This is a genomic window from Streptosporangium sp. NPDC051023 (assembly GCF_040689595.1).
Lineage (GTDB): Bacteria > Actinomycetota > Actinomycetes > Streptosporangiales > Streptosporangiaceae > Streptosporangium.
The window spans coordinates 1-13,003 of record NZ_JBFBCE010000148.1 but is presented as its reverse complement, the minus strand read 5'-3'; the positions used below and the strand labels follow the sequence as shown (position 1 = coordinate 13,003).

Annotated in this window: 9 protein-coding genes; 5 read left to right on the top strand and 4 right to left on the bottom strand. The window is 66.1% G+C overall.

What is annotated here, in order from left to right:
• Positions 1-125 precede the first annotated feature (125 nt).
• Together AB0395_RS46190 and AB0395_RS46185 are read right to left on the bottom strand one after the other, a co-directional pair.
• Positions 126-5,174, bottom strand: a complete 5,049-nt coding sequence (locus AB0395_RS46190; protein ID WP_366294102.1) for a LamG-like jellyroll fold domain-containing protein — start codon at positions 5,172-5,174, stop codon at positions 126-128.
• A 265-nt stretch (positions 5,175-5,439) separates the two neighbouring features.
• Positions 5,440-5,616 (bottom strand): hypothetical protein, encoded by a 177-nt coding sequence (locus tag AB0395_RS46185; protein ID WP_366294099.1) that lies wholly within the window; start codon positions 5,614-5,616, stop codon positions 5,440-5,442.
• A 12-nt stretch (positions 5,617-5,628) separates the two neighbouring features.
• Here AB0395_RS46185 and AB0395_RS46180 point away from each other — a divergent pair, with 12 nt between their 5' ends.
• The 4 genes from AB0395_RS46180 to AB0395_RS46165 all read left to right on the top strand — a co-directional run bounded on the left by AB0395_RS46180 (position 5,629) and on the right by AB0395_RS46165 (position 9,851).
• On the top strand, positions 5,629-5,979 hold the full coding sequence (locus tag AB0395_RS46180) for a GIY-YIG nuclease family protein (protein WP_366294096.1): 351 nt from the start codon (positions 5,629-5,631) through the stop codon (positions 5,977-5,979).
• A gap of 357 nt (positions 5,980-6,336) precedes the next feature.
• Positions 6,337-6,834, top strand: a complete 498-nt coding sequence (locus AB0395_RS46175; RefSeq protein WP_366294093.1) for a hypothetical protein — start codon at positions 6,337-6,339, stop codon at positions 6,832-6,834.
• A gap of 9 nt (positions 6,835-6,843) precedes the next feature.
• A complete protein-coding gene (locus AB0395_RS46170) occupies positions 6,844-7,395 on the top strand; it encodes an AAA family ATPase (RefSeq protein WP_366294090.1) in 552 nt (183 codons plus the stop codon).
• A 215-nt stretch (positions 7,396-7,610) separates the two neighbouring features.
• Positions 7,611-9,851 carry a hypothetical protein gene (locus AB0395_RS46165; RefSeq protein WP_366294087.1) on the top strand — a complete coding sequence of 747 codons (2,241 nt, stop codon included), beginning with the start codon at positions 7,611-7,613 and terminating at the stop codon, positions 9,849-9,851.
• Positions 9,852-9,877: 26 nt separating this feature from the next.
• On the opposite strand, the gene AB0395_RS46160 is transcribed toward AB0395_RS46165, so the two are convergent.
• Positions 9,878-11,404 carry a hypothetical protein gene (locus AB0395_RS46160; RefSeq protein ID WP_366294084.1) on the bottom strand — a complete coding sequence of 509 codons (1,527 nt, stop codon included), beginning with the start codon at positions 11,402-11,404 and terminating at the stop codon, positions 9,878-9,880.
• A gap of 109 nt (positions 11,405-11,513) precedes the next feature.
• A complete protein-coding gene (locus AB0395_RS46155) occupies positions 11,514-11,912 on the bottom strand; it encodes a hypothetical protein (RefSeq protein ID WP_366294082.1) in 399 nt (132 codons plus the stop codon).
• A gap of 50 nt (positions 11,913-11,962) precedes the next feature.
• Between AB0395_RS46155 and AB0395_RS46150 the strand changes: the two genes are divergently transcribed.
• Positions 11,963-12,610 carry a TetR/AcrR family transcriptional regulator C-terminal domain-containing protein gene (locus AB0395_RS46150; RefSeq protein ID WP_366294079.1) on the top strand — a complete coding sequence of 216 codons (648 nt, stop codon included), beginning with the start codon at positions 11,963-11,965 and terminating at the stop codon, positions 12,608-12,610.
• Positions 12,611-13,003: the final 393 nt, after the last annotated feature.

Here is a 13,003-nt window from a genome sequence, read left to right as displayed (position 1 = left end):
GGCGCGACAGCCGGGCCACCACGCTGACCAGGAAGCGAAATCGACTCTCAGCCGAATACCTCAGCCCACCACACGAAGATCACGAAAGATCGAGGTTAACCCCACGGGCCTACCCATTGCCCTTGCTACAACGTTGGTTCTATCTCATCTGCTTGGCATGACGCCGCTACTCCTTCGACTGGCGGAGGAATATTTTCTAGGCCGGCGTACGGGGGCTCGCCGGGGAGCGTGGCCCACACCCAGAACGGGTCCATGTCAAGGAGTCGGTTGTATACGTTGAAGTTTTTCAGGCGCAGGCCCGCCTTACAGTTGTCATCGAAGTCGTGCAGACTGACGGAGTAGTTGATGCCGGCCCTGCTGACGCCCTGATAGGTAGCGGCCATCGGATACTCGTCGCAACTGAGCGGCTTTCTCCATTCGCCGCCGTTCACCCTGCGGCATGCTTTTTGAGCCTCACTGCGGTTCTTACCATTCAAAGACTCGTTTGTGGTACGCCACAGACAGCCCGATTCGTACGCACCTCGCCTGCACGTGGGATCGTTCGGGTTGAATCGCCCAGGTATGGACTTCGTCTGGCCGGCCGGTGCAGCGGGGAGCGTCGATTGCGGGGTGTCCAGAGCCTTGCAGACGTGCCGCGCCGTCTCGACCACCTTGGTGTCTTTGGCGCCGTCGAGCACGAACACCGGAATGGGGTCCCACATGATACATGCGCCGGAGTAATACTTATAGAAGGTTGAACTGTCGCACCGCACCAGATAGGGCGTTTCGAGCGGATAGAAGTAGTCGTCCTTGTCATCGACATCGGGTGACTTGACCCACGGTCCTATACCGCACCATGACTTCTTCGCGGGACCACCCACATGAATCGGTTCTTGGCTGGTGAGTTGCCATCCGGTGTCGCCGCCGTCTCTCCACTGGTAAAGAGTCTTTTCGATACCGTCCGGGTTGGTCACCGTGCAGTTGCTGAGCTGCCCGGTGTTGTTCTGCAGCCCGATTCTGATTCTTGGATTGCAGTAGTTGGGCTGCGCCGAACAGGTAACAGTGTCAACGCGCGCCCAGACGTTGAATTGCCTGCTGGTGAGACCAGGCTTCCCTCGGGCGGCCATATTGGGCCTGGTCGATCCCACGTAGCTATGAGCCACCATGGTTACACGTGCTTTCCACATTCCCAGCCATCTCGTACGCATCTTGTCCTGGTAGATTGGCCCATCCACCCAGTAGACCATGCACATGTTGTGCGTATTCGCGTACATGCCCGCGCCGAGCACCCCGTATTGCTTGACGATCTCTTTTTGGCAATCGTCCTGCTCTATCCGCCTGTAGTTGAAGGTGCGGCCGGCGTTGGCCTGCTGCACGGCTTTCTGCGACGTCTTGGCAGGGGCAGACTCCGTATGTGCGGACAGGTCAATCCTCAGGATTTGCCATGATGACCAAGCACCGGGGACCGTGCCGGAGATTGTCCGGGCGCGCCAGCGCACAGTCGACCCGTCAGCGAGCTTTCCCTCAGGGATCTGGACGTTTGCCACCGAACCAGCAGTCAGGCTCGCGCTGCCTGACCAGATCAGATGCTCACCCTCGGTCGTCTTGGCCGTCTTTGCGGACTTCGTGGGTTTGGCAGGCGTGCGGGCGATTTCCACGTCCACTTTCGCCTTACCGTCGCGCCCAGCAGCCACCCAGGTGCTCAGGTGAGGGGTGAGAGTAGAGGTGACGGTGACGCCGTCCACCGTGCGGCTGCTGTCCACCGCCAGCTTCTCTATCCCGGTGTCGAAGTCACCCACGCTGGCACGCAACTGCGCTGTCCCATTCGGGGCCGCCGCAGTACCGATGGGGGTGTTCATGTCGGTCTGGATCTCGGTCGCGGTCTGGACGCGGTTGTAGATGCGTACCTCGTCGATCAGGCCGCTGTAGAACTCCTCGTTCCATACCGCGTTGCCGCCGAGGTGCAGCACGCCGCCGTCGTCGCGGAGGTTGCCGGTCATCGGTGTCTGGTCGATCTGGGTACCGTTGAGGTACAGGGTGACGATCGTGCCGTCATAGGTGACGGCCAGGTGACTCCATTGGTTCAGTGGCAACGGATCGTCGCCTACCACTGACTTGGTGGTGGTGGCGTTTTGCAGGGTCCCCAGTGGAACATCATCGACAGATGAGTACAGTCCGTAGGAGGCGTTGTCGGCGTTCTCTTTCCACAGCACGGTGCGCCAGCCGTCCACTGTCGCCGGCCGGACCCATGCCGAGAATGTCAGTGTGTTCGTCAAGCGTAGTGACTCGGCGTGCGGGACAGTGACCCAGCTGGAGAGGCCGTTGAAAGACAGGGCATTGCCGTGCTTACCGGTCGTCCAGGTGGTGTCGGTGGCCGCTCCAGTGTTGTTCTTCCCGGAGGCGTCACCCACGGTCGTGCCCGAACCCTCGTTCATGCCGTACGCCGCCACCAGGCCCTCGTTCGCGGGCGGCTCGGTTGCCATGGCCGACACCTCGGCCGAAGCGGGCCCGACGTTGCCGGCTGCATCGACGGCGCGCACCTGGTAGTAGTACATGCCCGCGGTCAGCCCCGAGTCCAGGAACGAAGTACCCTCGGCGGAGCCGACCTGGTTGGCGCTCGACGGGGTGAAGTCGGGCGTCGTGGACCGGTGAATCATGTATTCCGTCACGCCCACGTTGTCGGTTGCGGCCGTCCAGGTCAGGGACGCCGAGTTGGGGCCGCCGGTCGCGGTGAACGAGCCGGGTGCGGTTGGGGCCTGGGTGTCGGGCGGTTGTGGCTGGCTAAGGGGGGTGTTCATGTCGGTCTGGATCTCGGCAGCGCTCTGCGCACGGTTGTAGACGCGCACTTCGTCGATCAGGCCGTGGAAGTACTCACTCCAGATCTGGTTGCCGCCGATCCGCAGCGGGCTGCCGTCGCTGTACAAGCTGCCGCTGAATTCGTTCTGGGCCACCTGCTGGCCGTTGACGAACAGCCGTAGCGCGGCGCCGTCGTATGTGAGCGCCAGGTGGCTCCAGGTATGCACCGACAACGGTGACGATCCCCCGACTGTTTTAGAGCTTCCGGGAGCGTCCTGCACCCAGCCGCTGGGAGCCGCGCCGTTAGAGGCGTACAGGGTGTAGGAGACGCCCCCGGTGCTCAGTTCCTTGCCCACCACGCTGCGCCAGTTGGCCACGCTGGTCGGATTGACCCAGGCCGACAGCGTCATGCCGGTCGTCAGGCGCAGCGACGCGGTGTCGGGGACGGTGACCCAGCTGGATGTCCCATTGAACGAGAGCGCCTTACCGTATTTGCCGTCCACCAAGGTGGTACCGGTACCGGTGCCGGTGTTGTTCTGCCCGGAGGAGTCGGCCACACTGGCGCCGGTACCCTCGTCCATGCCATAGGCCGCCACCAGCCCAGGCACAGGCGTGGGGTCGGTAGATTCGCTGCCTTGATCGGACAGATCGAGATCTCGTAGCCATTCTTCCTCGGTCGCATCCTCGGGCGGCTCGTAGCCGAGGCTGGAGTTGTGGAGCACCACCTTGCCAGACGACACCCTGCGATCCATGTTCTCGTTCTCGCTCAGGTCAGGGACGACCGGCATTGAGCTAGAGGAACGGCGGCTGGCGATCACCTCGTCGTACGTTGGCTGCTCGCTAAGCGGTGCACCCATCCGGATCGTCATCGTGCGAGAGATTTGCGCGGGCGTGTAGTCGATGATGAGGGCGGGTGGGTGGCGATAGCCCGGGTAAGGACCGCCGCCCCCGAACTGACTGGAGTAGTACTGACGCCAGTTGATGGCGGCGGTCTCGCTGGCGGCCTTCAGCACGATCCCGTGGTTGGCCTCGCCTTGTTGGATCCAGGCGCGGGTCATGGCGGTGACCTCGTAGAAGAGTTCCTCGTCCTTGGCGCACCAGCTGCCGCTGGGGGCGTCGTAGTTGTAGCCTGCCCGGTTCACCGTCTCAGCGCCCGTGCTCGGGGGCTGGTTGTACCAGTCCAGACTGTTGATCGTGCCGTCGAGTGTCCATGCGGAGGTGACGCGCGCGGCCCGGATCCCCGCGCCCAAGGTCTCCCCGCACAGCTGTCCGTTAGGTCCGCCGGATTTGTAGTTCCATATCCGCAGGTCAGCGTCGTTGACGGTGGCACCCTGCAGCACCGGGTCGGTGATGTCGAATTTCATGTACACGCGGGCGATGTCGGCGGTGGTGGAGGTGGTGCCCGCGCGCAGGTACCCGGCCGCAGCGTTGTTGTTGTAGGGGTCGTTCTTGCTGATCCAGGCGTCTTCGGGGGCGCCGCCACCGAACCATGTGGAGGACGCGGCGATCGTCACTGGGTAAGTCACCGCGGGGTCGGCCAGGAACTTCTCATCCGGGGAGAACACCAGCTCCGACGTCTTCCCGGTGGTCTCGACCTGTGCCTTGACGGAGGAGGTCCTGCCCTGCTCGGGAGTGGCCTCCACCTTGGCGTCCGTCGCAGTCAGCACGATCGGCGCAGCCTTGACCTTACCCTTGGTGTTCTTGAGTTGCGGCAGCCCCTGCGGTGTCTTTCCGAAGGTGGTGCCCTCGGGCAGGGTGAGCGGCAGCCGTACGGTGACCGGGCCGGTCGGCCGCTGCCGGAAGACCACCTGGGAGGTGAAGCCGTCAGCTTCGGCCAGCACCACCAGGTCCGCGCCCGGTGCCACGGCGTCGGGGTAGGTGACCGCGTTGCCGGAGACCTTAGGTTCCGGGAGCGCGCGGGTCACGCCCAGGCCGATCCCGCCGCGCTTGTCAGCCGCGGACACCAAGTGCTTGGCACCGCGCCCGCCGAAGGTCAGCGGGGTCTTGACGCGGGCGGCCTGCAGCTTGCCGTCGCGGGTGACGATGCGCGTGTCGATGGGTTCCCAAGCGCCGCTGTCCGGGTTCTTGAGTTGGACGGGGCGGGTGTGCAGTTCGGCACGGAGGTTCTTGCCGTTGGGGTTGGCCCAGACCTTCATGGTCTCGGTGAAGTGGGCGGGGACCTCGACGGGTTGGCCGGTCTTGGCGGCCTTGTCCCAGGCGGTCTTGAGCCCAGGATCCGAGGGGGGTGTTGATGCGGGGGCCGGGGTGGGCGGTGGGGTGGCACCCTCGGCGATCGTGGGTGCGCTCATGAGCGAGAGCGGCACCATCAAAGTCGCGATCAGGGCAGCGCGGCGGCGTGTCTGGGTGGATAAGCCGGATGTCGATCGAAGTGTGTTCACTCACAACCTTTCGAACAGATGTAGCAAAACGACTTGATCGTCACATGAGACTTGACTAAGAGTAAAGATCGTTTTCAGTAGCGGGAACGTGATGCTCCGTGACCGCCGTGATCCACTCTCGGCCTACAGCCGTCCTGCCGCTGTCGCAGCCGGTCGGGTTGGCCGGCACTCCTGCGGCTGCCAGTGTCAAGACATATCGTGATTCAATGGCTTTATCCGGTCCTGATCGCGAGATGGGTGGTCACGAGCCGATCGATGAAGCTGCTCAGCCAGTCGCCGCTGAGGGTGTGTTCATCCTGGTGACGGCTGCGGTGGCGCGGGAGACGCGGTGGTCCCGACCAAGCTTGGGGATGTCGCCTTCGCCGCGGAACCAGCGCAGCACCATGACCGCCTGCCAGAACTGAGCTTCCCCCTGCAGCACGAGCACCCGAGGTGAGGTCACTCAAATGTCGGCGTGTTTGGTGAGGACGTCGTCAAGATCGGCATGACCCGCCGTCTGGAGCCGGAGGGCCGGGTTCGGGAGCTGGGGGACGCCTCGGTGCCGTTCAGGTTCGACACCCATGCGCTGATTTTCAGTGACGACGCGGTCGGGCTGGAGGGGCGGCTGCATGCCGCGCTGAACGACCGGTGGGTCAACAGGGTCAACCTGCGCCGGGAGTTCTTCCGTGCCACGCCCGCGAAGGTCAGGGAGCTGCTCCAGCAGATCGCGGGCCAGTATCTGCTGGAGTACCGGGACGTTCCTGAGGCTTTGGAGTGGCGGCAGTCGGTTCACGCAGCGGTGGGGGAGGGGGAGGGGTGCGTCTGACGGCATGGGGCTCGGGGACACATCGGGGGCACATGGCGTTGGAAGACGGTGGAGGGCAGTGGCAGAGGACGGCAGTGTTTTTGCAGGTCAGAGAGCAAGACGCTGAGCGCGTCGCAGGTCACGGGCGGGTGGGATCAGAACCCGGCCTACAGGCCGAATCGTCCGCCCCGCATGGCATCTACCTGCTCGAACAGAGCTTAGATGATCAAGCGGTCTGCTCTTGCATCATCATCCTGTCAACGGACTTATGCGACTCTCCCCTCGTATCGTGCAGACCTTGGCCTGGGGGAACCTCAGGGACGCCAGGCCACGATCATCGCCCACTGCCTGCACGGTGCCCTGTCGACGGTACGCACGGTGCTGGCCGAAAGCACGCTCACCGAGGCGTGGGAACATCAAGTCGCCGCCTGCTTGACCGTGATGTGCGCGGAGCCGAACGGGGTCGCAGCCGGTTGGGACATCGCAGCTATGGTCGAACGCTTCCTCGGGGAGAATTCTGCGCCGGGATATGCGGTCTTCCGGGCTCGGCTCGGGCTGACCGTGGCCACTCTCGCCGACGGCACTGATCCGGACGCGGCCGGTCGCGTGCTCGCGCAGGTGGGGGCGGAGGCGATCGAGGCCGGCGACGGATACGCCGCACGCGACGTGCTTGGGTATCGCGTCCATCGGACGGGGCTGACCAATGTGCAGTGCGAGGCGCTGAGTGGTCTGGTGATCGCCTCTGCGCTGGGACCCGGGAAATGCCGAAGTCACTGCTGGATTCGCTCGTCGATTCCGCGAAGGTCGCAGAAGGCCCTGGCAGCGCCGATGGGGGAGGCAAGAAATTCAGGGGCAGGCACGGACGGCCTGCACTAGGTTGATGTGGTGCGTATCGGCTCGCCCCACACTCATCTGATCGTGTTGCGTGGCAACTCCGGTTCCGGCAAAACCAGCACCGCACGGGCACTGCAACTGGCCCGGGAGCGGGATCTGGCCCTGGTCAGTCAGGACGTCATCCGGCGTGACATCCTTCGGGAGCGCGATGCGCCGGGCGGCGCGAACATCGAGCTCCTCGACACCGTAGCCCGCCGCTGCCTGGACCTCGGCTACCACGTCCTGATCGAAGGGATCTTGACCGCGAGCCGATACACGTCGATGCTGGCCGCACTGCACCGCGACCATGCCGGGCCGAGCTTCTTCTTCTACATGGACATCTCCTTCGCCGAGACGTTGCGCCGGCACGCCACCCGTCCCGAGCACTTGTATTTCGGCGCCGAGCAGATGAGCCAGTGGTATCTGGAACGGGACCTGCTTCCTGAGATAGATCAGACGATCATTGGCGAGGACAGCCCGCTGGAGGTGACGGTACAACGGATCCTGTGCGAAACCGGGCTGGCCGTCTCCGGTGAGCAGGCCGTTAACGCTGAATCCCGGTGAGCGGCCGAGGCACACCACACCGCGGAGTTAACGAATGCCTTGGGCGGCGGCCGGCCGGGCACGGTTGCCAGAGGATGAGGATGTGGCGTCAGGCCCGATCTGCCCGCCTGCCACGTCCAAGCGGAGCGCCGCACATTAGACGTTTGATCAACTTGGCGGTGGCTCGTTAGGGTTGGGCGCTTTCGCTGACTGCTCCCTCCCCCAGGAGTTCCCTCATGCGCCGTCACCGCTTCGGCAGGATCGCGGCCGCCCTCGCGGTGTTCTACCTGGCCGCCGCGGTCGTCCTCGGCATCGTTGCCCAGGTGTCCGGCGACATCACCCCCATGTGGGCGGTCGTCATGGACCAGTACGGCTTCATGACCGAGGACCTCAAGCCGTGGTGGTGGCTCATCGTCCTGCTGGTCCTGGTCGCGGCGGTGCAGGCCTGGGCGTACTGGCAGGTGTTGCGCGGCCGCGAGCGCGGCGAACCGGCGCGATACGGCAGGGAGGTTCGCCTGCTGCGGATCGTGCTCTACCTCGACGTCGGATACTTCCTGATCATGCGCCTGCCGATCCCATACGGCTGGTGGCTCTGGCTGGTCGTGGTGCCGCTCCAACTGGCGGCGGCCTGGCTGTTCTTCCGTGTGCTGCGCGACACCGCCCCTCGATGGCTGCGACTCCTGGTCCTCGTGACAGGGGTGTTCAACGCGTTGGAGAGCTTGGTCTCCGGCCTCGGAGGGGCTCTGGGGGACATCTCGTTCGCCCAGATCCCCGCCCTGTACTGGGTCGAGCGGTTCGCCTGGCCGGTGTGGGCGGTGTCGGTGCTGCTGGCGCAGGCGCGGGATCCCCGCTGGAGTGGGACGACCGTGCGGATCGGCGTGATCGCGTTGGTCATGTCGCTCATCCAGCCCTCCGGGATCATCTCGTTCGGCTATCGCGAGATTCCCTGGGACGTGCTGTTCTTCGAGGTGACCGCCGCGCTGTCCGTCTTCGGGCTGGTCTGGTGGGCCCGGTCCGCGCACGACCTGGGCGGTGTCCTGCCCCCTTCGTCCCGGTCGCGGCCCGTACGGGCGCCCGCCAGGCGATGGCCGCTCCCCGCGGTGGCGATCACGCTCCCGCTGCTCCCGGCGGTCGTCAACCTCGCGCACGGAGTGCCGTTCTGGCTCGGGCCGAAGAACGTGGTGTGGAACGTCGTCCGTGAGTTCGCCGACTCCGAACTGGTTCTCGCCTGGTATGTCCTCGACCTGCTCGTGGGGGTCGGCGTGCCGTCGCTGCTGATCCTGGCGGCTGTGTGGCGGCGTACCCCCCGGTTGACGCGGGCCACGACGCTGACCCTGTTCCTCCTGGCCGGCGTCGCCGTCGTGAGCGCGTCCACCAAGGTGGGCTCCGACCTGCTCGGGGAGCTGCCGCTCTACCCGAGCGGCCTGTTCGTCAAGAACGGCGCGCTCGTCTCCGCCGGCATCTCTCCGCTGTGGTACGGACTCGCGTTCACCGGCTCCGCTCTCATCCTGCTGGCCCTGTACCCCGCCCCGCCCGCCCACCGCACCCGCCGCCGCGTCCTCCTGGCAGGTCTCGTCGCGGTGGTGACAGTCTGCTTCGTCCCGGTGGCGGACCAGGACCGCGGACCGGTCACCGCGGCCGAGGAGTGCGACCCGCCCGAGCCCTGGGAAATGGAGATGTCGGAGAAGCCTCACGAGCTGACCGCCGAGCAGAAGTTCATCTGCTCACTACGCCGGCCGGACAACGGCCTTCGCCAGTTCTCCGACACCACGCCCGATCTCGTCGTGCTCACGTACGGGCGCCGGATGTGCGACCTGCACACCCGTAACGACCCGCGAGAGCTGGCCCGCTGGAAGGTGAGCCGCGACGCCCTGACCTCCCCGCTCGCCGGTATCTGCCCAAGTGCCGCCGCGGTCGTCAACGCCGCGCGTGCCAAGCAGGACCGGGAGATCGCGGAGATGGAGGCGGACGCCCAGCGCATGTGCGACGCGACGCCGCACCATCGCCCGCGCATCAAGCCGGCCAAGGCGATCCGGATCAAGGAACCCCAATGGACCGACTACGGGGTGCTGCAGACGTACGAGGGTGAGGGGAGCGGCGATCCGGATCTGGACCCCGGCAACGGGCTGGTCTCCTCCGAGTCCGGCACCCTGACCGTCCTCACGCACTCCGACTTCGACATCTGCGTCACCGTCGAGACGTACACGCGCCGCCCGCCCGTGGAGACCAAGGGCTGGGACAAGGTCGTCGAGGTCGGTTACCGCAGCCTCACGGGCGCGATCGTGCTCACGGACGACCTCAGCGGCACCACGCTGCCCGACCTGTCGCTCAACGGCCGCGCAGGCCGTTACCGGATCCGCGTGCACTACGCCTGGTTCCCGTGGAAGGGCGAGGAGCAGGCCGGCCAGCGACTGCTGATCATGGCGTACCCCAGCCCCGGCGGCAAGGAGGGCAAGGAGATCGTCTACCGCAAGTGACCCCGGCCTGGTGGCATGGACAACGGTCACCGAGGGTGCGCGGCGGCTGACGGTTGCTCCGGCCCGCCCTGGTGATGCATGAACCGCGCTTCTGGGAAGCGGCTCGACGGCCCCTTGAGCAGTGACGGTGACTGTCCCATGAGGTGCTTGTCGAAGAACGCGAGCGAGTAGGCGTTGATGATGTCGTGTGCTCGCTGAGCGTCGATCGTCCCGTTCAGGCCAAGCTGCGGTGTGACCGGTGACCAGACCGGGACGTCGGTGAAGTCGACGTGGAACAACCCGGGGACCTCCACGTAATAGCCGGCGTCTGGCAGGCGCTGGTACACGTCGGTTATGGTCTCGATGGTCTCGGAGATCTCCTTCTCCGGCCAGCCGCCGCTGCGCTCCCGTTCGAGACGAAAGGTCTCGGTATCACGGGTCATGAACATGACTGGCTGCCGCAAGCCCGCCCTGACGACGTGGGCCGTCATTTGAACGTCCATGATGAGGCACGCCTTGAGGCGCTGGTCGTTCGCGCACGCCTCGGCACCGGTCGCGCCGCCCCACGAGATCCCGAAGACGCCGGCGCGCTCGAGGTCGAGGCGGCCGGTCAGGATGCCGTCGGGGTCGGCTTTGTTCAGCCCCGCGAGCCGGTCGAGCGCGAAGCTGACGTCCTGCGCGAAGTACGGGATGATGCCGTCGGGAAGCGCCTGCCCCTGGAGTGTCGGCGCGTCGGGCCGCGGCGTCCAGCTCTGGCTGATCAGCGGATAGATCTTGTCCCTGGGCCACCCTGGGATCTCCCGCCCGCCGGGGAAGCGTGTCATGGCGGCGCCGCCCGGCTGGTCGAGCCCGACGACCACGTAGCCGTGCGAGACCAGCTCCTGGATCTGGAAGGTGCTCGCGGCACGGAACGCGCTGAGCCCGGTGAGGGAGATGAGCACCGGGTAGCGGGGGCGGTCGGCCGCCATCCGAGCGGACGTGACGGCGTTGGTGGTCACGTACCTGAGCTGGCTGAAGACGGGCTCTGGGAAGCCGGCCAGGCGCGCCATCGCCGACGTCACCGCCTCGGCGTCTTGGATGTAAGGGGCGCCCGGCGCCGATGGCTGAGGCTCGGCGGGATACCAGACCTGCGCCATGAGTTCCCGGTGATCATCGGGGGCGTCGGTGAACAGCTCCGGACGGTCTGTGTCCACCCAGTGGTAGGTCGTAGTGCCGATCGCATACGGTCCGGTCGGCTCGGGGAAACGGAATACGGGCATCACCGTTGCCAGGAGGACGGAGGCGAGGGCCGCCGGCACACCCAGTCCGGCGGCTGAGCCGGTGACCAGTCGGTTGACGTGCAGGGCGCCCGGCAGGGCGATGCCGGTCAGCCAGGTCAGGAAGAGGATCGCGGTCAGTGCGTAGGCAGGGGCCAGCTGCCAGCGCGGGCCTTCGACGAGGACCTGCGCTGCCGCCAGGAGCAGTGCGACGGGCACCACGAAGCCTGGCCGGCGCAGCGCGCGTAGCCGGGGGATCGCCACGATCGCGAGCCCCAGCAGGTTGGTGGCCGACAACAGGATCTCCAGGGGTCTCATCAGGTGCTCCTCAGGTTGTGGCTGGTGTCGGCGGCCGTTCGGGCGAAGACCGGGTCGAGCCGGAAGTGGCTTCCAAGGAGTGGCCGTCCAGCTCTCCGGGCCGCTCTGGCTACTGATTGAGATCCGCGATCTTGTCGCTGTTCACGGAGCTGACGGCGGGGTGTTCCTCGGGTCTGGCGCGAGCACGCATGGAGCGAGGAGCCAGGAATGGGACCGCCGGCAGCAGCCAGCCGAGTATCCCCAGGACACCTGTGACGACGAGATAGATCACGACCGTGTTGCGGTCGGCCGCCACCATGCCCGGACCCTGGTCGGGATACGCGTCGCGGACGTGGCCGGACAGTGTGTCGACGGTGGCGATGTCGAGCAGCGGCGCGAGCGTGGCGAAGATCGTCAGTGTCGGCCCCAAACGCATCACGGTAGGGCGCTTGGTGTGTGTCGACGATGGACGATTGGTGATCGTGGTCAATGACCGCTTCCTTTCAAAACCTACGTCGTAGGTTTCCATCTGCACGATAAATTCTACGGTGTAGGTTTGACAAGAGGGAGGGAATGGACGTGGCCAGACGCACACAGGGCACGTCGGCGGGGCTCGACCGCGAGCGCATCGCGGCCGCCGCCGTCGTACTCGTCGACCGCGATGGCCTTGAGCACTTCGGGGTACGGCGGCTCGCGGAGGAGCTCGGGGTCGACCCGATGTCGATCTACCACCACATCAAGGGCAAAGCGGCGCTGCTGGACGCGATGTCCGAGGCCGTGCTCGCCGAGGTGGCGGCCGGCGCGGACGACACGCCCCGCGGCTGGGAAGAGATCACCCGCTGGACGGCGCACCGCTACCGGGAGATGGCCTACCGGCATCCACGGGTGTTCCCGCTGCTGGCTACGCGCGCCCAGACCTCGCCGGTGGCCCTCGCCGCCCTGGAACGACTGGTCACCGCGATGCGTGAGGCCGATCTGCCCGACCAGGTGGTCGCGGACGCGCCGCTGATGCTGTTCGGCTTTCTCAACGGATATCTGCTGGCGGTCCTCAGTGGCGGGCCCGACGGGGTCGGTGACATGCCCGCGATCGACGCCACGGCGTACCCGACGATGGCCACCCTCACGCCCCTGCAGGCCGGCTTCGGGTCTGTGGCGGAGTTCGACCGGATGCTCGACGCCGTACTCGGCGGGATCCGGAACCGGGCCAATCGACAGGGGACTCGCTGAGCGCGCAGGAAATCGCCCCAGTTTGAGGGCCGCAGTAATGAGCTTCCGGCAGGCGCTCTCACCGAACCCTTGAAGTGACCCGCCGAAGGAGCCACACCATGCACACCACCGGATGGGACCGGGGCAGTGAAGCAGTAACCCACCCGAAGCCGCACACGCGGCAGACGGGAATCTCCGTCTTTAGGGCGGAGAGGATGTCAAACGGACGAGACCCACCTCGCCAAGGCCTCCCCGCCCCACGACACCCGGGCCGCGACCGAGACCGCCACGACCTGGGTGTCGTGGGGCGGGGAGGCGAGCGGGGTCCCCCGGGCGGGGGGTTGCGGGGGGGCCCCCACCCCGGGGGGGGTGGGGGCCCCCGGGCGAGTGCTTCTGTGTTGGTTATTAAGAACC

Excerpts from the sequence above, each read along its gene's own strand:
- AB0395_RS46165 (WP_366294087.1), top strand. The coding sequence starts at position 7,611 with ATGCGCCGTCACCGCTTCGGCAGGATCGCGGCCGCCCTCGCGGTGTTC.
- AB0395_RS46160 (WP_366294084.1), bottom strand. The coding sequence starts at position 11,404 with ATGAGACCCCTGGAGATCCTGTTGTCGGCCACCAACCTGCTGGGGCTC.
- AB0395_RS46155 (WP_366294082.1), bottom strand. The coding sequence starts at position 11,912 with ATGGAAACCTACGACGTAGGTTTTGAAAGGAAGCGGTCATTGACCACG.